Genomic DNA, 24,207 nt, shown 5'->3' with positions numbered 1-24,207 from the left:
GGGTCCGGGCAGCCGCAGCGGGACCGTCCCCGCGAGCCGGCCGTCACGCCCGGAACTACGGGCCACTGCCATCGAGTCGCGAAGGTCAGGGCCGCGCTGATCGACTCAGGCTTCCCGTCCCTTCGCTGGGACAGGAGCCTGCGTCGCCTTCCGAGGATCTCGCGCATGAGCGCTCGTTCCTTTCCGTTGCACGCCTGGCAACACCGTGGTCCACATCACACCATGCGTCGATCTCTTCACTGTGCGTACCTGCTGGCGCATCACACCCCCGCGGCGGGCAGGGGACACCCCTCCGGGCCGAGCATGGACTGCGTCCGCGGCCACGGGTCCGTGCCGGTTCCATCAAAAGCACGGGCGTGGCGCGGGGGTGGCGAAGTCCGGCGTTTTGCCGTCGCGCGAATTTCTCTCCGCCTCCGCCACGGGAGGTTGGGGCACGGTCGTCGTGGTTAAGACGCCCGGGTCCGCCGCCAGGTTCCGGGTGGTACCCACCACCCCTGGTCTTCACCGAGTACGTACCCATCACGACCGCTGTGACGCTCTGTGGAGCACCCCCAGTCGACCGCAACAAGACGTCCTCTCGGGCAGTTTCAAGCCAAATTCGTTTCTCTGCAAGGGGGTCGGACCACACCTCGCTCACCTTCCCCGGACACCAGGAATCCTCGCAGGACAATGCTGGACATCTCCTCACGAGTGCGTGTACATGTGGAGACACTGCTAGCGGCGCAGAAGACATGGGGGTTTGCGATGCTTTTCAGCAGTACGCACCGGCCGGAAAGCCGGTTGCCATGAACGCCCCGCACCCTCCGAAAGTGGCCGGAATCGATTCGACGGTTCCGGCGCCCGCCCACACTGTCGCGTCCGCCGCCGGCACCGCCCCGGTCTGTCCGCGCCCCGCCCCGGCCGCCCCCGGCGCCCTCCTCCAGGACCGGCTGGCCGGCTGGGTCTCCGACCTCACGACCCTGCACGAGCTCACGGAACGCCTGGCGCGCACCGGCACGCTCGCCGAGGCCCTGCATGAGGTGCTGCGCGCGGGCTCCGCCCTGGTGGGCGCCCGGCGCGGGCTCGCCGTCCTGGAACCGTCCGACGGACTCGGCCCCGACACCACCGTCGGCCTGGGCCTGGCCCGCGCCGACCTCGGTCACCTGGAGACCGTGCCGCGCGGCTCGCTGCCGTACGGGCGGCTGCTCGACGCACCGGCCGCGCCGGCCGACGGCGAGAGCGGCATCGCCCAGCCCGACCTGCTCGCCGAGGAAGGGCTCGACCCGCGCCACCGCGAGGTTGCCGCCCGTCTCGGCTACGCCGCCAGCTACGCGCTCCCCCTGTCCACCGAGGCCGCGGGCCGCCTGGGCGCCGCCGTCTGGCTGTACGACGAGCCCACCGAGCCCGACCGCCGCCGGCGCCACCTCGTCGGGCTGTACTCCCGCTACGCCACCGCGCACCTCGCCCGGCTCCTGGAGGTCGAGCGCACACGCGCGTGGACGGCGACGATGTCCGAGGAGCTGCTGCCCTCGCGCCTGCCGCGCGTCGCCGGGGTCCGGCTGGCCGCCCGGCACCGCACCGGGCCGCGCGGCGGCGGCGACTGGTACGACGCGCTGCCGCTGCCCGAGGCCGCGCTCGGCCTGGCCGTGGGATCGGTCACCGGTTCGGGGCCCAGCGCGGTCGCCGCGATGGGCCGGCTGCGCGCCTCCCTGCGGGCGTACGCCGTGATGGAGGGCGAGGACCCGGTCGCCGTCCTGTCCGACCTGGAGCTGCTGCTGCGCCTGACCGAGCCGGCCCGCTCGGCCACCGCGCTGTTCGGCTACTGCGAGCCCGCGCTGCGCCGGATCACGCTCGCCGGGGCCGGGCACAGCCCGCCGCTGCTGGTCGGGGAGCGGCGCACCGAGTTCGTGGAGACCTCCGTCTCCGCCCCGCTGGGCATGCTCGCGTGCTGGGAGGCGCCCAGCGTGGAGATCGACGCGGAGCCGGGAGAGACGGTTCTGTTGTACACCGACGGGCTGCTGCGGCGCACCGGTGAACCGGCCGACCGCGCCTTCGCCCGGCTGCACGCGGCGGCGGCCGGCGTGCCGCGGGCGGCACGCCCCGACCCGGACGCCGTGGCCGAACACGTGCTGCGCACGGTGCTGCCGGACGGCCTGGACCGGACGCCGGACGAGGAGGACGTCGTCCTGCTGGCGGTCCGCTTCGACTAGCGCCGCGGCGAGAGATCCGCTCCGTGCGGCTCCTGTAAGGGTCCTTCGGCCCTGGGCCCCCTTCGTCCCGTCCGTACGATGGGGGGAGGTCCAGTGCCGTATCGAGGAGGATGACCGTGGCGGAGGAGCTCCCGGAGACCCCGGAGACTTCTGAGGAAGAGCCGATCAAGCAGCGCAAGAACGGCCTGTACCCGGGCGTGTCCGACGAGCTGGCCGAGAACATGAAGACCGGCTGGGCCGACACCGAGCTGCGCGACCTGGAGCCGATCGCCCAGGCCGCCGAGACCGCCGCCCGCCGGGCCGCGCTGTCCGCCCGCTTCCCGGGCGAGCGCCTGGTCGTCCCCGCGGGCAACCTGAAGACCCGCTCGAACGACACCGAGTACCCCTTCCGCGCCTCGGTCGAGTACGCGTACCTGACCGGCAACCAGACCGAGGACGGCGTTCTCGTCCTGGAGCCGAAGGGCGAGGGCCACGAGGCCACGGTCTACCTCCTGCCGCGCTCCGACCGCGAGAACGGCGAGTTCTGGCTCGACGGCCAGGGCGAGCTGTGGGTCGGCCGCCGCCACTCCCTCACCGAGGCGGAGAAGCTCTACGGCATCCCGGCCTCCGACGTGCGCGAGCTCACCGGCAAGCTGCGCGAGGCCACCGGGCCGGTGCGCGTCGTGCGCGGGTATGACGCCGGGGTCGAGGCCGCGCTGACCGACAAGGTCACCGCCGAGCGCGACGAGGAGCTGCGGGTCTTCCTCTCCGAGATGCGGCTGGTCAAGGACGACTTCGAGATCGGCGAGCTGCAGAAGGCCGTCGACTCCACCGTGCGCGGCTTCGAGGACGTCGTGAAGGTCCTCGACAAGGCCGAGGCGACGAGCGAGCGCTACATCGAGGGCACCTTCTTCCTCCGGGCGCGCGTGGAGGGCAACGACGTCGGCTACGGCACCATCGCCGCCGCCGGCCCGCACGCCTGCACCCTGCACTGGGTCCGCAACGACGGCCCGGTCCGCTCCGGTGACCTGCTGCTGCTCGACGCGGGCGTGGAGACGCACACGTACTACACCGCCGACGTCACGCGGACGCTGCCGGTCAACGGCCGCTTCAGCGAGATCCAGAAGAAGATCTACGACGCCGTGTACGAGGCCCAGGAGGCCGGGATCGCCGCGGTGAGGCCGGGCGCCAAGTACCGCGACTTCCACGACGCGGCGCAGCGCGTGTTGGCCGGGAAGCTGGTCGAGTGGGGCCTGGTCGAGGGCCCGGTGGAGCGGGTGCTGGAGCTGGGACTCCAGCGCCGCTGGACGCTGCACGGCACCGGCCACATGCTCGGCATGGACGTCCACGACTGCGCCGCCGCGCGGACCGAGACGTACGTCGACGGCGTCCTGGAGCCGGGCATGTGCCTGACCGTGGAGCCGGGCCTGTACTTCCAGGCCGACGACCTGACCGTGCCGGAGGAGTACCGGGGCATCGGCGTCCGCATCGAGGACGACATCCTGGTCACCGAGGACGGCAACCGGAACCTGTCCGCCGCGCTGCCCCGGAGCTCCGCCGACGTCGAGGCGTGGATGGCCTCGCTGAAGGGCTGACGGACGCGAGAGCTCAAGAGCTCAAGGGCTGAAGGGCTGAAGGGCTGAACAGCTGACGCGCGGTCGCGGGACGCGCCACGGCCGGGCACGGTGCGTGCCCGGCGTGCGCGTGCCCGGCGTGCGTGTGCCCGGGGCGCGCGTGCCCGGGGTGCGGCCTGCCGTGCCGTGCGGGTCGCGCGCTGCGGACCCCGCCGTCCGGGCCGTGGCGGTCAGACCGCCACCAGGGGGGCGTCCTTCCGCCACTTGAGGACCTTGTCGAAGCTCACCACGGCCCCGCCCCGTCCCGGCTCGTTGCCGATGTGGACGTGGTCGGCGAGCTCCTGGATGAGGCACAGCCCGCGTCCGTGCTCGGCGTCGGCGGCCGCCGGACGGGCCGGGGCTCCCGCCCGGCCGGCACCGCCGGAGGGAAAGCCGGGCCCCGCGTCGGCGACCTCGATGCGGCACCGCTCGCCGTCCAGGTAGGCGGTGACGCGGAAGGCCTCCGAGGGCCTGCCCCCACCGGTGCCGCCGCCGTGCTCCACGGCGTTGGCGCACGCCTCGCTCAGGGCGATGGAGAGGTCGTAGGAGATGTCGGGGTCGACGCCCGCGGTCTCCATCGTGCCGAGCAGCAGGCGACGCGCCAGGGGCACACTCGCAGCCTCACGCCGCAAATGGAGTGACCACCAGATGCTCATGCTCCAGCCTCCCGGCCGCGGCTCGACATATCGTTACGTATTGCCCCGAGTGCGCGGACGTAAGCGCAGAGTTGACGCGAGAACGTCCATACGGCGGATGCGCCCGTTGCGACGATCGGTGTATGCGCGGGCGGTCCGCGCCCCGCGGACTTTTCCGGTCGTACGTCATTTTGCGGACCTGCCCTACGGCCGGGACCGGCCCAGTGCGATGATGAGCCCGCCATGACTGCCCCCCACCAGCGCGCGGCGCGCTCCGGAAGCGAGCCGAGGGAGCCGCGGGTCCCGCGGGTCCCCGGCGGCGCTTCGGACCCCGGTGACCCGCGGGATCTGAGGATCCTGCGGGCCGTGGTGTTCGCCGCGCTCTGCGTGGTGCTCTCCGCGGCCGGGCATGTGCAGGCCTCCTGCGCCTCCGTCCCGCTGTGGGCCCTGGGCGCCGGTTTCCTGGCCACGGCCGCGGTGGCCGTGCCGCTCGCCGGGCGGGCCCGTTCGCTGCCCGCCATCTCGGCACTGCTCGCGGTCGGCCAGATCGCCCTGCACACCCTGTTCGGGCTGGGGCAGCACGGAGCGGCGGCCGCCGCGTCGGCGGGGCAGCCCGGTTCCGCCGGTGACCTGTCGGCGGCCCAGCAGGCCGCCCGCCTGGTGTGCGGGGCCACCGCGGCGTCGCTCAGCCCGGCCGAGGCCCAGCGGATCCTCGCCGCCGCGCGGATCGCCCCGGACCCCGGTGCCGCCACGCACCATCCGGCGGACGTGCTCTCCACCGCCGCGGGCCCGTCGGCGTCGCTGCTGCCGTCCCTGCCCATGCTCCTCGGCCACCTGTGCGCGGCGCTCGCCGCGGGCTGGCTGCTGCGCCGCGGCGACCTGGCCCTGGCCCGGCTCGTGGAGCTGTCGGCCCACTCGGCCCAGCTGGTGGCCGAGGGCGCGGCCGTACGGGCCCTGCGCGGGGCGCTCGCGCTGGTGCGGGCCCTGCGGGCCGGGCTCCCGAACGCGCCGGAGAACGATCCGCGTCCGCGGGGCGCCCTGCCGGTGCCGCCCCGGCTGCGCACCCTCGTCCTTCAGCACACCGTGACCAAGCGCGGGCCGCCGCACACCGCGTTCGCTCTCGCCGCCTGACACGACGCGTCCACCACCGCGCCGCCGCTTTCCGTCCGGAAGCCCGGGGACCGGAGGGGGCCGCCGTCGTGCGGCACGCGCGCGTGCGCCCGCATCCGTGCCCGCGCGGTCGCCACGGCCTCGACGGCCGCGGTGGACCGCGGGGTTCCGCGGCCGCGTGATCCGCGCACGGTCTCCGTGACCGTCCGTCCCGGCATCGCCGTCCGTCCCCGCGTGACCGTCCGTCCGTGCGTGACCCGGTGTCCCGCACCTCGCGGAGGCCCGCGTCCCGCAGGGGGCCGCGCCGGCACGGCGGCCACCGGCCGGGCACGGTCACGCCCGTCACGGTTCCGCCCCCGGGACCACGGATCGCCGCCGCACCCGCGCGCACCCTTCCGTAGGTCTTCCCACCGTTCCGGTGCCCCGCGCCGGAGCCCCACTCGAAGTGGAGTGCTGTGCCCATGAAGGTCTCCCGTTTCGCCGCCGCAGGTGCCGTCGCCGGTACCGCCGTCCTCGCCCTGTCCGCCCCCGCCTTCGCGCACGTCACCGTGCAGCCCGAGGGCGAGGCCGCCAAGGGCGGGTACGCCGTCGTGAACTTCAAGGTCCCCAACGAGCGCGACAACGCCTCCACCACCAAGGTCGAGGTCAGCTTCCCCGCCGACCACCCGCTGGCGTCCGTGATGCCGCAGCCGGTCCAGGGCTGGGACATCAAGGTCACCAAGTCCACGCTGGACAAGCCGATCGAGTCCCACGGCCGGAAGATCACCGAGGCCGTCAGCAAGGTCACCTGGACCGCTGACGGGGACGGCATCGAGCCGGGCTTCTTCCAGAAGTTCCCGGTCTCCGTCGGCGCGCTGCCCGAGAACGCCGACCAGCTGGTCTTCAAGGCGGTCCAGACGTACTCCAACAAGGAGGTCGTCCGCTGGATCGAGGTGCCGCAGGAAGGCCAGGAGGAGCCCGAGAGCCCGGCCCCGGTGCTGGAGCTGTCCGAGGCGGAGGACGACCACGCCCACGGCGCCTCCGGCGCCTCCTCCGAGGAAGCCTCCGACGACACCGCGCCGGCCGCCGAGGACTCCGCGTCCGGCGCGTCGTCCGACACCACCGACACCACCGCCCGGGTGCTCGGCATCGCCGGCATCGTCGTCGGCGCGGCGGGCGTGGCCTACGGCGTGCTCGCCGGGCGCCGGCGCGGGACCGCCTGACGCTCTCCTCGTACGCGGTGCGCACCGGGGCCGGCCGGCCCGGACGACCCCGGTGCGCGCCGGATCACTCACATCTGGGACATTTTTCTATGCGCAACAAGACGTTCGCCGCGGCCGCGGCACTGATCGCCGCCGCCTCCCTGACCCTCACCGCCTGCGGCGGCGGAAGCGACGGCGACCAGCCCGTCGCCGCGGTCTCCGAGGAGTCCGGCAGCCGGCAGGCCGCCACCGTGCTCGACAAGCCGTTCGAGAAGCCCGATCTGGTCCTCACCGACACGCACGGCGAGAAGTACGACTTCCGCAAGGAGACCGCGGGCCGGCCGACCCTGCTCTACTTCGGTTACACCCACTGCCCCGACGTCTGCCCGCTGACGATGAACAACATCGCCGTGGCCAAGAAGCAGCTGCCCGAGTCCGAGCAGGACAAGCTGCGGGTCGTGTTCGTCACCACCGACCCCGAACGCGACACCCCCGCCGCGCTCGGCACCTGGCTCAAGGGCATCGACTCGCAGATCGTCGGACTGACCGGCGACTTCGGCACCGTCCAGGCCGGCGCCCGCGCCCTCGGCATCTCCATCGACCCGCCGCGGAAGGACAAGAACGGCAAGGTCACCTCCATGCACGGCACCCAGGTCATCGCCTTCTCGCCGAAGACCGACGCGGGATACGTGCTGTACGGCGAGGACACCGGCGTCGACGACTACACCGAGGACCTGCCGAAGATCGTCGCGGGAGAGAAGCCGTGAGGCGTCCGGCCGTTCCCGCCGTCGCGGCACTCGGCGCCGCACTGCTCCTGGCCGGCTGCGGCGCGGACGACCCCGCCTCCCCCCCACGGCTGTCGGTCAGCGCGGCCTATATACCGCGGCCCGTCTCCGATTCGATGGCGGCCGGCTTCCTGACCCTCACCAACGAGGGCGGCACGAAGGACCAGCTGACCTCGGTCACCAGCGACCTGGGCGAGGTCACCGTGCACGAGACCGTCGACGGGAGGATGAAGGAGGCCGGTTCCCTCACCGTGCCCGCCCACGGCCGGCTCGTGCTCGAGAGCGGCGGCAGCCATCTGATGTTCGAAAAGCTGGAGCGCCGGCCGAAGGAGGGTGAGAAGGTCTCCGTCGAGCTGCACTTCGCCCACTCCGGCCCTCTGCGGGCCGAGCTGCCGGTGAAGCCGGCCACGTACCGCCCGGCCACCGGCCACTGAGGGAGGACCTGTGACACGATCCATCGCCCCCCGCGTCCGGGCCCTGGTCCTGATGCTCCTGGCGGTCGCCGGCACGCTGCTCGCCGGTGCCGGTCCGGCCTCCGCGCACGCCGCGCTGACCGGCAGCGACCCCCGGCAGGGGGCGGTGGTCGACCAGGCCCCGGCCGTGGTGTCGCTCACCTTCTCCGAGGAGGTGTCGACGGACGGCGACTCGCTGCGGGTGCTCGACCCCCGGGGCAAGCGCGTCGACGACGGCGCGCCGGCGGCCGTCGGCGGCACGACGTACGCCGTGAAACTGCGCCCGGGCCTGCCCGACGGCACGTACACGGTGACCTATCAGGTGGTGTCCGCCGACAGCCATCCCGTCGCCGGTGCCTACACCTTCTCCATCGGCGCCCCCTCCGAGACCTCCGTGCCGGTCGCCGCGCAGTCGGCCGGCGGCGGGGTCGTCGGCTGGCTGTACGGGCTCGGGCGGTACGTGTCGTACGCCGGTTTCATCGTGCTGGCCGGCGGTGCCGCCTTCGTGCTCGCCTGCTGGCGGCGGGGGGCGGGGGTGCGGGCCGTGCAGCGGCTCGTCGTCTCCGGGTGGGTGGCGCTGACCGCGTCCACGCTGGTCCTGCTGCTCCTGCGGGGCTCGTACACCGGCTCCGGGAAGATCGGTGACATCTTCGACCTGGAGCTGCTCGGGCAGGTGCTCCAGACCAAGACGGGTGCGGCGCTGGTGTCCCGGCTGCTGCTGCTCGCCGCGGCGGCGCTGTTCGTCGCCGTGCTCTTCGGCGTGTACGACAAGCGCCAGGGCGCCCGGGACGCCGAGGGGCGCGACCTCACCTTCGGGCTCGCGGTGGGCGGCACCGTCGTCGCGGCCGGGCTCGCGGCGAGCTGGGCGATGGCCGAGCACGCCTCCACCGGACTCCAGCCGGGCATCGCCATGCCGGTCGACGTGGTCCACCTGCTGGCGGTCGCCGCCTGGCTCGGCGGGCTCGCCGCCCTGCTCGTCGCGCTGTACCGGGCGCCCGCCGAGACGCCGGTCGAGGCGTCGGCCGTACACCGGTTCTCGCGTCTCGCCTTCGGCAGCGTGGTGGCCCTGGTCGCCACCGGCGTCTACCAGTCCTGGCGCCAGCTCGGCTCCTGGTCGGCGTTGACCGACACCCGGTACGGACGGCTGCTGCTGGTGAAGATCGGGCTCGTCGTGGTGCTGGTCGCCGTCGCGGCCACCTCGCGCCGGTGGACGGCGCGGCTGGCCGAGGCGGCCCCGCCGGCCGTGCCCGAGCGGGAGAGGGAGCACGCCGGGGGGCGTGCCGCCGCCGAGGGGTCCGCGCCCGCCGCCGGTGACGCGGAACCCGCCCGTGAAAGCTCCGCCACCGCCTCCGGGGAGCCCGTCGGCGACCCGGTGCGCGCCGCTCAGCTCGCCCGGCAGCGGGCCGCGAGGGACGCCGCGCGGCAGAAGCGGATGCGGGACGCCGATCCGCACCGCTTCGGGCTGCGCCGCTCGGTGCTCGCCGAGGCGGGCATCGCGGTGGTACTGCTCGCCGTCACCACCGCGCTGACGCAAAGCGAGCCCGGGCGTACGGAGCGGGAGGCCCGGGCGGCCGTCTCGGCTTCGTCATCGGCCGCATCGCCGTCCGGGACGCTGAGCCTGGACCTGCCGTTCGACACCGGCGGCGAGGACGGCGAGGGCGTCGTGCGGATCGACCTCGTTCCCGCTCGGGTGGGCGGCAACGACGTGCACGTCTACGTCGAGCGGCCGAACGGCCGTGCCTTCGACGTCCCCGAGGTGAAGCTCGCCTTCACCCTGGAGTCCCAGGACATCGGGCCGCTGCCCGTCGCCCCCGACCACATCACCACCGGACACTGGTCGGCGAGCGGAGTGCAGATCCCCATGGCCGGCGACTGGAAGGTCGCCGCGACCGTGCGGACCTCCGACATCGACCAGGTGACCGTCTCCAAGAACGCGAAGATCGGCTGAACCGCACCATGGCTGACCAGTCCATTCCGCAGGCCCGCACACCGGACGGGGCCCTTGAGGGGGCGGCTTCGAAGGAGCCCTCCCCCCGGGGCGGCATCTCCCGGCGGCGGTTGCTCGGCACCGCCGGGGCCACCGGCCTCGTGCTCGGCGCGGCGGGCGGTGCCGTCGGGTACGCCGCCGCGCCCTCCGGGGCGACGCCGCTCACCTCGCTGGGCAGCGGGCGGGTGATGTTTCACGGGAAACATCAGCCCGGCATCACCACGCCGATGCAGGCGCGCGGCCATCTGGTCGCCTTCGACCTCGCCGCGGGCGCCGGCCGCAAGGAGGCCGCCGCACTGCTGCGCCGCTGGTCGGAGACGGCCCGGCGGCTGATGGCGGGCGAGCCGGCCGCGCACGGGGACACGGACGTGGCCCGGGACGCCGGGCCGTCGTCCCTGACGGTCACCTTCGGGTTCGGGCACGGTTTCTTCGCCCGCACCGGACTGGAGAAGCAGCGCCCGGCCGCCCTCGACCCGCTGCCCGACTTCTCCTCCGACCGGCTCGACAAGAAGCGCAGCGACGGCGACCTGTGGGTGCAGATCGGCGCCGACGACGCCCTCGTCGCCTTCCACGCCCTGCGCGCGATCCAGAAGGACGCCGGCTCCGCCGCCCGCGTCCGCTGGCAGATGAACGGCTTCAACCGCTCACCGGGCGCCACCGCCCACCCCATGACGACCCGCAACCTGATGGGGCAGATCGACGGCACCCGCAACCCCAAGCCGTCCGAGGCCGACTTCGACCGGCGGATCTTCGTCCCGGCGGACGGGGAGCCCGCCTGGATGGCGAACGGCTCCTACGTCGTCGTACGCCGTATCCGCATGCTCCTCGACGACTGGGAGAAGCTGTCGGGCAGGGAGCAGGAGGACGTCATCGGGCGCCGGAAGGCAGACGGGGCGCCACTGTCCGGGGGCACCGAGACGACCGAGATGGACCTGGAGAAGACGGACGCCGAGGGCAATCCGGTCGTCCCGGTCAACGCGCACGCCCGCATCACCCGCCCCGACCAGAACGGCGGCGCGGCCATGCTCCGGCGGCCCTTCTCCTACCACGACGGCTTCGACTCCGACGGGGCCCCGGACGCGGGCCTGCTCTTCGTCTGCTGGCAGGCCGATCCGCTGCGCGGGTTCGTGCCGGTGCAGCGCAAGCTGGACCGGGGGGACGCGCTGTCGCCGTTCATCCGCCACGAGGCCAGCGGCCTCTTCGCGGTGCCGGGCGGAGCCGCGGAAGGCGAGTACGTGGGGCAGCGGCTGCTGGAGGGGTGAGCCGCCGCCCGGTGGGGGGCGGTTCCCGGAACCGTGCCACCTGCCGCACCAGGCCCATTAGGGTGAGGACATGCCAGCGAGCTATGCGTATCTCGGCCCTGAAGGAACCTTCACCGAAGTCGCCCTGCGCACGCTCCCGGAGGCGGCGACCCGGGAGCTGGTCCCCTACGTGTCGGTGCAGTCCGCCCTGGACGCGGTGCGCACCGGCTGCGCCGAGGCCGCCTTCGTACCCATCGAGAACTCCGTCGAGGGGGGCATCACCACCACCCTCGACGAACTGGTGGCGGGCCAGCCGCTGATGATCTACCGCGAGGTGCTGCTGTCGATCACCTTCGCGCTGCTGGTCCGCCCCGGCACCCGGCTGTCGGACATCAAGACGGTGACCGCGCACCCGGCCGCCCAGCCCCAGGTACGCAACTGGCTGAACCGGAACCTGCCCGACGTCGTGTGGGAGTCGGCCGCCTCCAACGCCGACGGCGCCCGCCTGGTGCAGGAGGGCCGCTACGACGCGGCCTTCGCCGGCGAGTTCGCCGCCGCCCGGTACGGCCTGGAGGCCCTGGAGACCGGGATCCACGACGCCGAGAACGCCCAGACGCGGTTCGTGCTGGTGGGTCGGCCCGCCCGGCCGGCCGCGCCGACCGGTGCCGACAAGACGTCCGTCGTCCTGTGGCAGCGCGACGACCACCCCGGCGGCCTGCGCGACCTGCTGGGCGAGTTCGCCACGCGGGGCATCAACCTGATGCTGCTCCAGTCCCGCCCGACCGGCGCCGGCATCGGGAACTACTGCTTCTGCATCGACGCCGAGGGCCACATCTCCGATCGCCGGGTGGCGGAGGCGCTGACGGGGCTGAAGCGGATCTGTCTCCAGGTGCGCTTCCTCGGCTCCTATCCGCGTGCCGACGTGGCGACGGCGGATGTGCGGCCGCCGCTGCCGGGTACCTCGGACGAGGAGTTCGTGGCGGCCGCGGACTGGGTGGCGCGCTGCCAGGACGGCAGGTTCTGAGCCGGGGGCGTGTGTACGCCCCCGCTCGCGCGTACTCCCGCCCGCATACGCGTACGTCACCCGCATGCGTCGGCGCCCGCTCGCTCCCCCGCGCGTGCGGAGGCGCCCGCTCGCAGTCGGCGCCCCCTGGCTCGCCCTCGGTGGTCGTGCCCGGCCTCAGCGGCGACATCCGGACACATCCGGCCGCGGATGGCCGTCGCCGAGCGGTGACGTTTTCCACAGAAGTTATCCACAGGTCCTCATCTCGACCTGGGGACAAGTCGACAACAGGGAGCCGCTCGGTCGACAAATCACCCTGGAGGCCCCACTTCGTCCACAGAGGGGCAGGTCCCCCTTCGTCCACCCGTTTCCCCCGCTCCACTCGTCGGAGTGACCCGTTTCCACTCGAAAGTGAGCCGGGATCGGGTTTGGACGGGGAATTCTTTGCCCCGGATGCCCGGTTCGGAAAGATCGATTCTGTGGTCCACAGAACTTTCGCACAGCCTGTGGATAACTCTCCCGGGGTGTGGATTCCTGTGGACAGCACGCCCCCCAAGTTCCGCTGCCCACAAGGGAATCCGGTCAACCGGACGCCTGCCGCATCCGCCCCGTCCAGGTAATGAGACGCTTTTTGTTGACGCTCGGGAATACAGAGGGACAATCGCCGCATAACGGAACCCTGGGCGGCGCGGCGAATAGTGGGTCGTGGGCTGTCGCGCCGCACCGGTAGCCTTGACCGCGTGATTGACCTTCGCCTGCTCCGTGAGGACCCCGACCGTGTGCGCGCCTCCCAGCGCGCTCGTGGAGAGGACGTCGCGCTCGTCGACTCCCTCCTCTCCGCCGACGAGCGGCGCAGGTCGTCCGGCGTCCGCTTCGACGAGCTGCGCGCCGAGCAGAAGTCGCTCGGCAAGCTCATCGGCAAGGCCACCGGCGACGAGAAGGCCGAGCTGCTGAAGAGGGCGAGCCAGCTCGCCGCCGACGTCAAGGCCGCCGACGCCGAGCGCGACGCGGCCGACGCCGAGACCCAGGAGCTTCTCCAGCGGCTCGGCAACCTCGTCCACCCCGACGTTCCCGTCGGCGGCGAGGAGGACTTCGTCACGCTGGAGACGCACGGCGAGCCGCGCGACTTCGCCGCCGAGGGCTTCGCGCCCAAGGACCACCTGGAGCTCGGCCAGCTGCTCGGCGCCATCGACGTCGAGCGCGGCGCCAAGGTCTCCGGCTCGCGCTTCTACTTCCTCACCGGCGTCGGCGCCCTGCTGGAGCTCGCCCTGGTGAACGCGGCGATGGCGCAGGCCACCGCGGCCGGCTTCACCCCGATGCTGACCCCCGCGCTGGTCCGCCCCCAGTCCATGGCGGGCACCGGCTTCCTCGGCCAGGCGGCGCAGGACGTCTACCACCTCGACAAGGACGACCTGTACCTGGTCGGCACGTCCGAGGTGGCGCTCGCCGCGTACCACATGGACGAGATCCTGGACGCCGACCGCCTGCCGCTGCGCTACGCCGGCTTCTCGCCGTGCTTCCGCCGCGAGGCCGGGTCGCACGGCAAGGACACGCGGGGCATCTTCCGCGTCCACCAGTTCGACAAGGTCGAGATGTTCTCCTACGTCACCCCGGAGGAGTCGCAGGAGGAGCACCGGCGGCTGCTGGAGTGGGAGAAGCAGTGGCTGACCTCGCTGGAGCTGCCGTTCCGCGTGATCGACGTCGCCTCCGGTGACCTCGGCTCCTCGGCCTCCCGCAAGTTCGACTGCGAGGCGTGGATCCCGACCCAGGGCAAGTACCGCGAGCTGACCTCGACCTCGGACTGCACCGAGTTCCAGTCCCGCCGGCTGTCGATCCGGGTCCGCGAGGGCAAGCAGGTCCGGCCGCTGGCCACGCTCAACGGCACGCTGTGCGCCGTACCGCGCACCATCGTGGCGATCCTGGAGAACCACCAGCAGGCCGACGGCTCGGTGCGCGTGCCCGAGGTGCTGCGCCCGTACCTGGGCGGCCGGGAGGTCCTGGAACCGGTGGCCAAGTGAGCGAGCCGCCTCCCGCCGCCGGTTTCCCCTACCGGCTGATCGCGACCGACCTGGACGGGACGCTGCTGCGTTCCGACGACTCGGTCTCGCGTCGCACCCGTGAGGCGCTCACCGCGGCCACCGCGGCGGGCGCCGCCCACATCGTCGTCACCGGGCGCGCGGTGCCGTGGACCCGGCACATCCTCGACGACCTCGGCTACGACGGGCTCGCGGTGTGCGGCCAGGGCGCCCAGGTGTACGACGCCGGTGCGCACCGCCTGCTGACCTCGGTCACCCTGGACCGGCAGCTGGCCGGGGTGGCCCTGGCCAAGATCGAGGCGGAGACCGGTCCCCTGTACCTGGCGGCGAGCCGCGACGGGCTGGACGGCGAGGTGCTGGTCGGCCCCGGCTACGAGGTGCACGGCTCCCTGCCGGCGACCCCGTTCACCGACGCCTCCGACCTGTGGTCCGCGCCGCTGAACAAGATCTATGTGCAGCACCCGGCCCTGTCGGACGACGAACTGGCCGAGGTGGCCCGGCGGACTGCGGGCGGCTTCGTCACGGTCACCATGGCCGGCGCGGGCATCGTCGAACTGCTCCCCCTCGGCCTGTCCAAGGCGACCGGCCTCTCCCTGGCCGCCCGCCGCCTGGGCATGAAGGCCGCGGAGACGATCGCCTTCGGCGACATGCCCAACGACATCCCGATGTTCGGCTGGGCGGAGCGGGGCGTGGCCATGGCCAACGCCCACGAGGAACTCAAGGCGGTCGCCGACGAGGTGACGTCCTCGAACGACGAGGACGGCATCGCGGCGGTGCTGGAGCGGCTGCTGGGCTGACGCCTCACGAGGCGGTGGGGCGGGGCCCCCGCCTCATGAGGCGGCGGGGCCCCGGCCCGGGACCGGGGCCCGTCACTCCTCCCCGGCCAGCGTCAGGGAGCGGAGCTTCTGCCCGGCGTACCAGGTCGCCAGCACCGTCACCGCCACCAGCAGCACCGTAGCCGTCGGCAGGCCGACGTCGGAGGTGACCAGGTTGCCGTCGGCGACCTTCTGCGCCACCGCCAGCGACCACTGCTGGACGCTCAGCGTGCGCGCCCCGGGCACCAGGGAGCCGAACAGGGCCTCCCAGACCAGGGCGTAGACCAGCCCGAACACCACCGCGTGCCGGGAGACCGTGCCCAGCAGCAGGAAGAGGGCGGCGTACGCGATCGAGGCGACCAGCGCGGCCACCGTGTAGGCGACGGCGACCTGCTGGCCGTTGCCGTTGAGGACCAGGCCGGCGATCATCGTCGGCACGGCGGAGAAGACCATCGTCACGGCGATCGCGACGATCAGCTTGGTGAAGATGATCGTCGGCCGTTTGACCGGCTTCGACAGCAGGTACACCACCGAGCCGTCGTCGATCTCCGGGCCGATCGCGCCCGTTCCGGCGATCACGCCGATGATCGGCACCATCGTGGCGAGGGCGAACCCGCCCAGCACGTCGGCCGCGGTCTGGTCGTCGGCTCCGGACAGGCCGCGCACCGCCACGGCGATGACGAGCAGCAGCAGGGGCAGCGCGCCGAGGATGAGGGCCCGGCGGCGGCCGAGCAGGGCCCGGTAGGTGAGCCGGGCGACTGTGGGGTCGTACATCTTCGGCCTCCTACGCCGCGACCAGATACGAGAAGACGGACTCGAGGGACTCGTCGGACGGCGAGACCGTGAGCAGCCGGATGCCGTGGGCCCGGGCCACCCGCGGCAGCAGGGTGGTGAACCGGCCGAAGTCGACGGCCTGGACGCGCAGCGCGCCCTCGGCGAGGTCGACCTCGATGCCGGACGTCGACGGGTCGGCGATCAGAGCGGCGGCCAGGACCCGGTCGTCGCTGGAGCGCACCAGGTAGCGGTGGGGGCGGTCGGTCATCAGGCGGCGGATCCTGCGGTAGTCGCCGCTGGCCGCGTGGCGTCCGGCGACGACGACCTCGATGTGCCAGGCGAGCTGCTCGACCTCTTCGAGGATGTGGGAGGAGAACAGCACCGTGCGGCCCTCGTCGCCCATGCGCCGCAGCAGGTCCATCAGCTGCATGCGCTGGCGCGGGTCCATGCCGTTGAACGGCTCGTCCAGCAGGAGCAGCGACGGCTCGTGGACGAGGGCGCTCGCCATCTTCACGCGCTGGCGCATGCCCTTGGAGTAGGTGGCGATCCTCCGGTCCTGCGCGTACTCCATCTCCACCGTGGCGAGCGCCCTCTGGGCGGCCTTGGCGCCCAGGCCGTGCAGCTCCGCGTTGGCGAGGACGAACTCGCGGCCGGTGAGGAAGTCGTACATCGCCTCCCGCTCGGGGACGATGCCGATGTGCCGGTAGATCGCCTCGTTGCGCCACACCGGCTGCCCGTCGAGGGTGACGGCGCCGGTGGAGGGGGCCAGGAAGCCGCCCATCATGTTGATCAGCGTGGACTTCCCGGCGCCGTTGGGGCCGAGGAGTCCGGTGACGCCGGGGCCGATCGTCATGGTGATGTCGTTGACGGCGACCACGTTGCCGAACCAGCGGGAGACGTGGTCGAGGGAGAGAGTGCTCATGGGCGCGGCCCGTTCCTTGGAAAGGGTGGTGACGGGAGACGGGTGGGCGCGGTCACAGTCCCACCTTCTTGTAGCGGCGCATCAGCAGGCCGTAGCTCGCGGCGATCAGGCCCAGGGTGACCAGGAGGTGGACCACGCCCTGCGCGGTCGTCGGGCCGGTCCCGCCGGGGTAGGCCGAGGTGGCGCCGAGGAACGCGGTCTGCACGCCGTCGATGAGCGTGATCGGCGAGAACAGGCCGATCCAGGCGATGGCCCCGGTGCTGCCCTGTACCTCCGCGATGGCCTGGAGGGTGGAGACGGCGCCGTAGGTGATGGTCAGGACGGCGATGACGGCCGCGATGCCGAAGCCGCGCCGCGGGGTGACCGAGGCGATGACCAGGCCGATGCCGGCGAAGAGCAGGGAGAGCAGCGCCACGGAGACCAGTCCCTGCGCGAATCCTTCCGTCTGGTCGGCGAAGTCCAGCTTGGCCAGCAGCGCGCCGGCGTAGAGCACCAGCAGCGGGGCCGCGGTGAGGAGGAACATCGCCGAGGCCAGGGCCGCGTACTTGGCGCGCACGTAGTCGGCGGTCTCGATGGGCCGCGAGAAGTACAGCGGTACGGTCTTGAAGCGCAGGTCGCGGGAGACGGACTGGGGAGCCTGCGAGGCGAGGTACAGGCTGATGAGGGCCTGCATGACGATCGCGTAGCGCGTGTAGTCGAGCGGCAGGTCGTTCGCCTTGGTGACGACGGCCACCGCGACCATGATCGCGGCGGGAAGGCACATCACCACGAACAGCAGCATCGGCAGCACCTTGGACTTGGCCGAGCGGCCGAGGCCGTAGGCGCCGCGCAGGGACTGCGAGTAGAGGGAGCGGCGGGCATAGGCGCGGCCCAGGCGCGGGCCGTCGTAGGTCCGGTAGCCGATGTTGTGGATGCGGGTCTGCTCACCCGGGGGTGCCGCCGTGGGCTGTTCAGCCGCCATGGCCGACCGTCTCCTTCCGCTGCTCGTCGCGCTCGTCCCGCCCGTCACCGGCGGTGAAGACCTCGGCGATGTGGTGCCGGCGCTGTTCCATGCGCACCAGGCCCAGGCCGAGGTCCGCGATGACGTCCCGGACCAGGTCGTAGGTCTCCTCGCCCGCCACGGTGAGCAGCAGCAGGTGGCCCGCGCCCGGCAGGCCGCTGCCTTCCTGGAGGGTCACCCCGCGCGCGCGGAGCGCGTCGCGCACCGCGCGGGTGCCGTCCGGGTGCGCGTCACTGTCCGTGACCTCGACCGCGAGGGTGGTCGTGGTCTGGGTGAAGTCGGTGGTGGAGCTGGCGCGCAGCAGCTTGCCGCCGTCGATGACGACGACGTGGTCGCAGGTGCGCTCCAGTTCGCCCAGCAGGTGGGAGGTGACCAGGACCGAGATGCCGAAGTCGGTGTGGACGCGGCGGATCAGGCCGAGCATCTCGTCGCGGCCGACCGGGTCCAGGCCGTTGGTCGGCTCGTCGAGGAAGACCAGCCGCGGGTCGTGGACGAGTGCCTGGGCGAGCTTCACGCGCTGCTTCATGCCGGTGGAGTAGCCGCCGATGGGACGGTAGCGCTCCTCGTAGAGGCCGACGTGGCGCAGGGTGTCCGCGGTGCGCTCGCGCGCCGCGGCGGGGGGCAGACCGGACATGCGCGCCATGTGGACGACGAACTCGGTGGCCGAGACGTCCGGCGGCAGGCAGTCGTGCTCCGGCATGTAACCGACCCGCTCCCGGATGGCGGCGCCCTCGGTGGCGACGTCGAGTCCGAGCACCTCGGCGCGGCCCTCGGTGGCGGGGGACAGGCCCAGCAGGATCTTGATCAGGGTGGACTTGCCGGCTCCGTTGGCGCCGACGAGTCCGGTCACACCGGGCCCTATGTCCACGGTGAGCCGGTCGAGAGCGGTCACCCTGGGGAACCGCTTGCTCAGGCTTTCGGTCGCGATCACAGTCACGGTTCGACGGTAGGGACACCCGCCGCGCCGGTCGTCAGACCGGAGAGCCGTCTTGGCATCAGCCTCCAGTCGTACGGGCCCGTAGGGGATCCCCTGCCTGAGCGGGACGGCCGGGCACCCGGGGCGGGGCGAAGCCCGCCGCGCGACGGCCGGTCTCCGGGGCACACCCCCTATTGACGCTTGGTCTAACGACTGGGAGATTCGGCCGCGACACGTCGCGGACGCGCGGCTCGGCCCGGTGCCGGCCGCCGTCATCCGGCCGAGCCGGTGCCCGTACATGGATGCCGAGCCGGCGATCGTACGTGGATGGATCACGGCCGGTGCGGACCGCCGCCTTTCCGGCGGCTGACCGGACCGGCATCGGGTACGCGCGCCGTGACCGGCGGTCCGCCGCACACGCGGCGCTGGGCGGAGGGAAGTGACGATGCTCGAAGGTGCGCGGGAACGGCGGGTGCGCTCCGGCGGGGTCGACCTGTGCGTGGCCGAGACGGGGAACGCGCGGCGGCCGACGGTCGTCCTGGTGCACGGTTACCCGGACAGCAAGGAGGTCTGGTCGGAGGTGGCCGCACGCCTGGCGGACCGCTTCCACGTGGTGCTCTACGACGTCCGGGGCCACGGCGGATCGACGGCGCCGCGCCCCTTGCGGGGCGGGTTCACGCTGGAGAAGCTCACCGACGACTTCCTCGCGGTCGCGGACGCCGTCAGCCCCGGCCGGCCGGTGCATCTGGTGGGGCACGACTGGGGGTCGGTGCAGGGCTGGGAGTTCGTCACCACCCGGCGTGCCGAAGGACGGATCGCCTCCTTCACCTCGGTGTCCGGCCCGTCCCTTGACCACTTCGGGCACTGGCTCGCCGAACGGGCCGGACGGCCCACCCCGCGCCATATCGGCCAGCTCCTCGGCCAGGGGGCCAGGTCCTGGTACGTCTACGCGCTGCACACGCCCGTGCTGCCCGAGCTGGCCTGGCGCGGTCCGCTCGGCAGGCGCTGGCCGGGCATCCTGCGCCGCGTCGAGAAGCCGCCCGCGGACGGCTATCCGACCGGCTCGCTGCCGAGGGACGCGGCCCACGGGGCGTGGCTGTACCGGGACAACGTACGGGCCCGGCTGCGCCGCCCGCGTCCGGACGCGTACGCCCACGCGCCGGTGCAGCTCGTCGTCCCCCTGAAGGACGCCTTTCTCTCCGAACGGCTCTACGACGGGCTGGAGCGGTGGGTGCCGGACCTGACCCGGCGCACGCTGCCGGCCCGGCACTGGGTCCCGCGTACCCGGCCCGACCTGCTGGCGGGCTGGATCACGGAGTTCGTCACCGCCGTGGAGAGCGGCCGTCCGGCGGTGGTGGCGGACGGGGCGTACGCCGACCGCTTCGGCGGGCAGCTGGTCCTGGTCACCGGCGCGGGCGGCGGCATCGGGCGGGCGACCGCGCTCGCGTTCGCACGAGCCGGGGCCCGTGTGGTGGCCGTCGACCGGGACGCCGGGTCAGCGGCGCGTACGGCGGAGCTGGCCCGCGGCGCCGGTGCCCCCGCCGCCTGGTCCGAGACCACGGACGTCTCCGACGGACAGGCGATGGAGAAACTGGCCGCGCGGGTCGCCGCCGAGTACGGCGTGGTGGACGTCCTGGTGAACAACGCCGGGATCGGGCTGGCGGGCTCCTTCTTCGACACCACCCCCGAGGACTGGCAGGGGGTTCTCGACGTCAACCTGTGGGGGGTGATCCACGGCTGCCGCCTCTTCGGCCGGCAGATGTCCGAGCGCGGCCAGGGCGGCCACATCGTCAACGTCGCCTCGGCGGCCGCGTACCAGCCCTCCCGGGCCCTCCCCGCCTACAGCGCCTCCAAGGCGGCGGTGCTGATGCTGAGCCAGTGCCTGCGCGCCGAGCTGGCCGGCCGGGGCATCGGCGTGACGGCGGTCTGCCCGGGCCCGGTCACCACCGGCATCACCGCCACCGCGCACTTCGCCGGGGCCGACGCCCACGAGGAGGAGCGGCGCCGGAAGCGCGTCGCGCGCCTGTACGCGAGGCGCAACTATCCGCCGGAGAAGGTGGCCGACGCGATCCTGGACGCGGTCGCGCGCGACCGGGCCGTCGTGCCCGTCACCCCCGAGGCGCGGGCGGCGCGTCTGCTGTCCCGGTTCCTGCCGCGGGTCTCGCGGGCGGTGGCGCGGGTGGAGCCGCCGCTGTGAGAGGGGGCCGGGGCGCCGGTTTCACGTGAAACGCGCCCGGGAGCTTAGGGTCGGGCGCATGAGTCTGCGTCTGAGCACCGTGATCCTCCCGTACCGCCGCTGGCACGAAGGGGGTCGTCAAGCCTGGACGCGTGCCGAGGAGCTCGGCTTCCACGCGGCCTACACCTACGATCACCTGTCGTGGCGGAGCTTCCGGAACGGCCCCTGGTTCGGCGCCGTGCCCACGCTCACCGCCGCCGCGGCGGTCACCGAGCGGCTGCGCCTGGGCACCTTGGTGACCTCGCCGAACTTCCGGCACCCGGTGACTCTCGCCAAGGAGCTGATCACCCTCGACGACATCTCCGGCGGGCGGATCACCCTGGGCATAGGCGCGGGCGGCACCGGCTTCGACGCCACCGCGCTGGGGCAGGAGCCGTGGACGCCGCGCGAGCGGGCCGACCGGTTCGCCGAGTTCGTCGCCCTCCTCGACCGGCTGCTCACGCAGGACTCGGTGTCGTACGAGGGTGACTTCTACGCGGCGCACGAGGCGCGCAACATCCCCGGGTGTGCGCAGCGGCCCCGGCTGCCTTTCGCGGTCGCCGCCACCGGACCGCGCGGGCTGCGGCTCGCCGCGCGGTACGGACAGGCGTGGGTGACCACCGGTGACCCGAAGCTGTACGAGAACGGCACCCCCGAGCAGTCGGTCCAGGCGCTGCGCGGGCAGGTCGAGGGGCTGGCCGACGCCTGTGCCGAGGCCGGGCGCGACGTCACCGGGCTCGACAAGGTCCTGCTCACCGGTTTCACCCCGGACCGGGGCCGGCCGCTGGAGTCCCTGGACGCGTTCGTGGACTTCGCGGGCCGGCATCAGGAGCTCGGCTTCACGGAGATCGTCGTGCACTGGCCGATCCCGGAGTCGGACTTCGCGGCCGACCAGAAGGTCTTCGAGCAGATCGCCATGGAGGCCCCGGCACAGCTCCGCTGAACCCGCGGGCCGGTCCGGGGCCGCGGGTCTCGTCCGGCGGCGGCCGCCGGGGCGCGGTTCCCGGGCCGCATGACTCGCCCCGCAGCGGTCCGCCGGGGGCGGTTTCCCAGGCCGCACGACCCGTCCGGCGGCGGCCCGCCGGGCCCGCGGTCCCCCGCGCCGTGCCACTCGCCCGGCGGCGGCCCGCCGGACCGTGGCTCCCGGTCCGCCGGTCCCCGGTACCGCACGCGGGAAGGCGACGGCCGCAGGCAAGCACTCGGACAACGGGACCACACAAGAGAGCCATACCTCACAGATGTGCGGACTCTCGCACGGGCGTGCGGGCATATGCGGGACAATGACCGGGTGACCTCAGCGACTCGACAGCCAGAGACACCGATCCGGGCCGTTCCCCCGCGGCTGATCGCCACCGACCTCGACGGCACGCTGCTGCGGGACGACAAGTCGGTCTCCCCGCGCACGGTCGCCGCGCTGGCCGCCGCCGAGGAGGCCGGCATCGAGGTCTTCTTCGTCACCGGCCGCCCGGCCCGCTGGATGGACGTCGTCAGTGACCACGTCCACGGTCACGGCCTCGCCATCTGCGGCAACGGCGCGGCCGTCGTCGACCTGCACGGCGGCCCCGGTTCCCACCGGTTCGTGAAGGTGCGGGAGCTGGCCCGGGAGAACGCGCTGGACACCGTACGGCTGCTGCGCGAGGCGGCGCCGGGCACCGTGTACGCGGTCGAGCAGCCGCACGACTTCAACCAGGAGCCGGAGTACCCGAAGCTGCACCTGGAGGTCCCCGACGTGCTCGCGCCCGCCGAGGAACTCCTCGGTCCGGACGGGCCCGCCGCGGACGACCCGGTGCTGAAGATCCTGGCCTTCCACCCCGGCCTCGACCCCGACGCCTTCCTCACACTGGCCCGGCTGGCCGTCGGCGACCGGGCCACCGTGACCCGGTCCAGCCCCAGCGCCCTGCTGGAGATCAGCGGCCCGGGTGTCTCCAAGGCCAGCACACTCGCCCTGTGCTGCGCGGAGCGCGGCATCTCCCACGAGGAGGTCGTCGCCTTCGGGGACATGCCGAACGACGTCGAGATGCTCACCTGGGCGGGACAGTCCTACGCGATGGGCAACGCGCACCCCGACGTGATCGCCGCCGCGTCGGGCCGGACGGACGCCAACAACGAGGACGGGGTCGCGGTCGTCATCGAGCGAATGCTGGCGGAACGTTTCTGATCCGCCGGGCCGCCGCGTACCTCACAGCGTCACCCCCCGCTGCGCCAGCCATGGCACCGGATCCAACGCCGAGCCCATCGACGGAGTGACCCGCACCTCGAAGTGCAGGTGCGGCCCGGAGGAGTTGCCGGTGCTGCCCGACTGGCCGATCCACTGGCCCGGAGCCACACGGTCCCCCTGGTCGACGGCGACGGCGGCGAGATGGGCGTACTGCGTGTAGTAGCCGCCCGCGTGCTGGACGACGACCTGGACGCCGAAGGCTCCCGCGCACGCCACCTGCACCACCCGGCCCGCGCCCACCGCGCGCACCGGCGTGCCGACCGGAACCGCGAAGTCCTGCCCGGTGTGCCGGTTCGCCCATCGCGTGCCGCCGCTGCCGAAGGACGCGGACAGTTCGTAGGTCTCCACCGGCGCCACCCACGCGCGCGAGAAGTTCGCCTTCGGCTGGCCCAGCCGGACCGCGCCGGGGCACGCACCGGCCGCCACCGAGGCGTCCGCCTGTCCCTGCAACCGCACCCGCGCCGCTTCGAGTTTGCGCTCGATGCTCTGCTTCAGCCCGGCCAGTTCGGCGTTGCGCCGTTCCAGCCGCTGCCAGGCCGCCGCGGCCCTCGCCTCGTCGGCGGTGAGCCGCGCCTCGGCCCGCCTGCTCTTCTCGATGGCGTTGTTGACGGCGAGATCCGCCTGCCACACCGCCCGGTGACCACGCATCAGCTCCTCCGGGTCATCCGCGAGGATCATCTGCGCGGTCAGCGGCAGACCGCCGCCACTGCGGTACTGCTCACGCGCCATCCGCCCGAGGTCCTTGTGGATCACCGCGATCTCCCGGCGCTGCCGGTCGAGCAGTGCCTCGATCCGCCGGGCCTTCGCCCGCTGTCTCTCGGCCGCGCGCCGCCCCGCCTCGTACTTCTGCGTCGTCGCGGCGGCCTCCTCGTACAGCCGGGCCACCTCCGTGCCCAGCCGCGCACCGGAATCCGAGGGGTTGTCCGTGACATCGGTGGGGCGGGCCGCGAGCACGGCGAGCGCGCACAACAGCGCCGGAACGAGCAGCCGTAGGCGGCGATATGAGCGCATGCCAGTGATCCTGTCCCGGGCGACCGCGTACGGCCCCGCCGGTGTGGTACGGCCGGGGGACACGTTGCTGCACACGGCTCAGCACGGCTGCTGCACACGGGGCAACACCCGCACCCGCGCCGGAA

The 24,207-nt window shown here is 73.1% G+C and carries 20 protein-coding genes and 1 pseudogene; 14 read left to right on the top strand and 7 right to left on the bottom strand.

The window, feature by feature from the left end:
* Nucleotides 1–167: pseudogene (locus tag AB0L74_RS31185) on the bottom strand (DNA primase); the annotation flags it as partial.
* A 618-nt stretch (nt 168–785) separates the two neighbouring features.
* Between AB0L74_RS31185 and AB0L74_RS31180 the strand changes: the two are divergent.
* Nucleotides 786–2,189 carry a PP2C family protein-serine/threonine phosphatase gene (locus AB0L74_RS31180; RefSeq protein ID WP_365659774.1) on the top strand — a complete coding sequence of 468 codons (1,404 nt, stop codon included), beginning with the start codon at nt 786–788 and terminating at the stop codon, nt 2,187–2,189.
* Nucleotides 2,190–2,299: 110 nt separating this feature from the next.
* Entirely contained in the window at nt 2,300–3,763 is a 1,464-nt protein-coding gene (locus tag AB0L74_RS31175) for an aminopeptidase P family protein (protein WP_365659771.1), read from the top strand.
* A 209-nt stretch (nt 3,764–3,972) separates the two neighbouring features.
* Here AB0L74_RS31175 and AB0L74_RS31170 read toward each other — a convergent pair whose 3' ends face one another.
* The gene (locus tag AB0L74_RS31170; protein ID WP_365659768.1) at nt 3,973–4,437 is read right to left on the bottom strand and encodes an ATP-binding protein; all 465 of its coding nucleotides are present in this window, start codon (nt 4,435–4,437) and stop codon (nt 3,973–3,975) included.
* A 222-nt stretch (nt 4,438–4,659) separates the two neighbouring features.
* Between AB0L74_RS31170 and AB0L74_RS31165 the strand changes: the two genes are divergently transcribed.
* The 9 genes from AB0L74_RS31165 (at nt 4,660) to AB0L74_RS31125 (ending at nt 15,008) form a co-directional block, all read left to right on the top strand.
* Nucleotides 4,660–5,547: a hypothetical protein gene (locus tag AB0L74_RS31165; protein WP_365659765.1), complete on the top strand. Its 888-nt coding sequence runs from the start codon at nt 4,660–4,662 to the stop codon at nt 5,545–5,547.
* 440 nt (nt 5,548–5,987) lie between these two features.
* Complete coding sequence (locus AB0L74_RS31160) at nt 5,988–6,728, top strand: YcnI family protein (protein WP_365659762.1); 741 nt, start codon at nt 5,988–5,990, stop codon at nt 6,726–6,728.
* An 89-nt stretch (nt 6,729–6,817) separates the two neighbouring features.
* Complete coding sequence (locus AB0L74_RS31155) at nt 6,818–7,474, top strand: SCO family protein (protein ID WP_365659759.1); 657 nt, start codon at nt 6,818–6,820, stop codon at nt 7,472–7,474.
* Nucleotides 7,471–7,926 carry a copper chaperone PCu(A)C gene (locus AB0L74_RS31150; RefSeq protein WP_365659757.1) on the top strand — a complete coding sequence of 152 codons (456 nt, stop codon included), beginning with the start codon at nt 7,471–7,473 and terminating at the stop codon, nt 7,924–7,926. Before AB0L74_RS31155 ends, AB0L74_RS31150 begins: the two co-directional genes overlap by 4 nt.
* Nucleotides 7,927–7,936: 10 nt before the next feature.
* The gene (locus tag AB0L74_RS31145) at nt 7,937–9,892 is read left to right on the top strand and encodes a copper resistance protein CopC (RefSeq protein WP_365659753.1); all 1,956 of its coding nucleotides are present in this window, start codon (nt 7,937–7,939) and stop codon (nt 9,890–9,892) included.
* 8 nt (nt 9,893–9,900) lie between these two features.
* Complete coding sequence (gene efeB, locus AB0L74_RS31140; protein WP_365659750.1) at nt 9,901–11,193, top strand: iron uptake transporter deferrochelatase/peroxidase subunit; 1,293 nt, start codon at nt 9,901–9,903, stop codon at nt 11,191–11,193.
* A gap of 70 nt (nt 11,194–11,263) precedes the next feature.
* Nucleotides 11,264–12,196, top strand: a complete 933-nt coding sequence (pheA, locus tag AB0L74_RS31135) for a prephenate dehydratase (RefSeq protein WP_365659747.1) — start codon at nt 11,264–11,266, stop codon at nt 12,194–12,196.
* A 719-nt stretch (nt 12,197–12,915) separates the two neighbouring features.
* Nucleotides 12,916–14,193 (top strand): serine--tRNA ligase, encoded by a 1,278-nt coding sequence (serS, locus tag AB0L74_RS31130; protein ID WP_365659744.1) that lies wholly within the window; start codon nt 12,916–12,918, stop codon nt 14,191–14,193.
* Complete coding sequence (locus tag AB0L74_RS31125) at nt 14,190–15,008, top strand: HAD family hydrolase (protein WP_365659741.1); 819 nt, start codon at nt 14,190–14,192, stop codon at nt 15,006–15,008. The genes serS and AB0L74_RS31125 overlap by 4 nt, the downstream gene beginning before the upstream one ends.
* A 72-nt stretch (nt 15,009–15,080) precedes the next feature.
* Here the strand turns inward: AB0L74_RS31125 and AB0L74_RS31120 are convergent, their stop codons facing one another.
* The 4 genes from AB0L74_RS31120 to AB0L74_RS31105 are packed head-to-tail and all read right to left on the bottom strand — an operon-like array spanning nt 15,081 to nt 18,653.
* Complete coding sequence (locus tag AB0L74_RS31120; RefSeq protein ID WP_365659738.1) at nt 15,081–15,800, bottom strand: ABC transporter permease; 720 nt, start codon at nt 15,798–15,800, stop codon at nt 15,081–15,083.
* Between the two features lie 10 nt (nt 15,801–15,810).
* Nucleotides 15,811–16,722: an ABC transporter ATP-binding protein gene (locus AB0L74_RS31115; protein WP_365659735.1), complete on the bottom strand. Its 912-nt coding sequence runs from the start codon at nt 16,720–16,722 to the stop codon at nt 15,811–15,813.
* A 52-nt stretch (nt 16,723–16,774) separates the two neighbouring features.
* Nucleotides 16,775–17,683 carry an ABC transporter permease gene (locus AB0L74_RS31110; RefSeq protein WP_365659732.1) on the bottom strand — a complete coding sequence of 303 codons (909 nt, stop codon included), beginning with the start codon at nt 17,681–17,683 and terminating at the stop codon, nt 16,775–16,777.
* A complete protein-coding gene (locus tag AB0L74_RS31105) occupies nt 17,673–18,653 on the bottom strand; it encodes an ABC transporter ATP-binding protein (protein ID WP_365659788.1) in 981 nt (326 codons plus the stop codon). The genes AB0L74_RS31110 and AB0L74_RS31105 overlap by 11 nt, the downstream gene beginning before the upstream one ends.
* A gap of 424 nt (nt 18,654–19,077) precedes the next feature.
* Here AB0L74_RS31105 and AB0L74_RS31100 point away from each other — a divergent pair, with 424 nt between their 5' ends.
* From AB0L74_RS31100 to AB0L74_RS31090, 3 genes are all read left to right on the top strand, one after another.
* Complete coding sequence (locus tag AB0L74_RS31100; RefSeq protein ID WP_365659729.1) at nt 19,078–20,835, top strand: SDR family oxidoreductase; 1,758 nt, start codon at nt 19,078–19,080, stop codon at nt 20,833–20,835.
* 58 nt (nt 20,836–20,893) lie between these two features.
* Nucleotides 20,894–21,796 (top strand): LLM class flavin-dependent oxidoreductase, encoded by a 903-nt coding sequence (locus AB0L74_RS31095; RefSeq protein WP_365659726.1) that lies wholly within the window; start codon nt 20,894–20,896, stop codon nt 21,794–21,796.
* 327 nt (nt 21,797–22,123) lie between these two features.
* Nucleotides 22,124–23,011 carry a Cof-type HAD-IIB family hydrolase gene (locus AB0L74_RS31090; RefSeq protein ID WP_365659724.1) on the top strand — a complete coding sequence of 296 codons (888 nt, stop codon included), beginning with the start codon at nt 22,124–22,126 and terminating at the stop codon, nt 23,009–23,011.
* A 21-nt stretch (nt 23,012–23,032) separates the two neighbouring features.
* Here the strand turns inward: AB0L74_RS31090 and AB0L74_RS31085 are convergent, their stop codons facing one another.
* Nucleotides 23,033–24,082: a M23 family metallopeptidase gene (locus AB0L74_RS31085; protein WP_365659721.1), complete on the bottom strand. Its 1,050-nt coding sequence runs from the start codon at nt 24,080–24,082 to the stop codon at nt 23,033–23,035.
* Nucleotides 24,083–24,207 lie beyond the last annotated feature (125 nt).

Origin of the sequence: Streptomyces sp. NPDC052020, assembly GCF_040680575.1 — a bacterium.
GTDB lineage: Bacteria > Actinomycetota > Actinomycetes > Streptomycetales > Streptomycetaceae > Streptomyces.
This window is presented reverse-complemented; position numbering and strand designations above follow the sequence as displayed.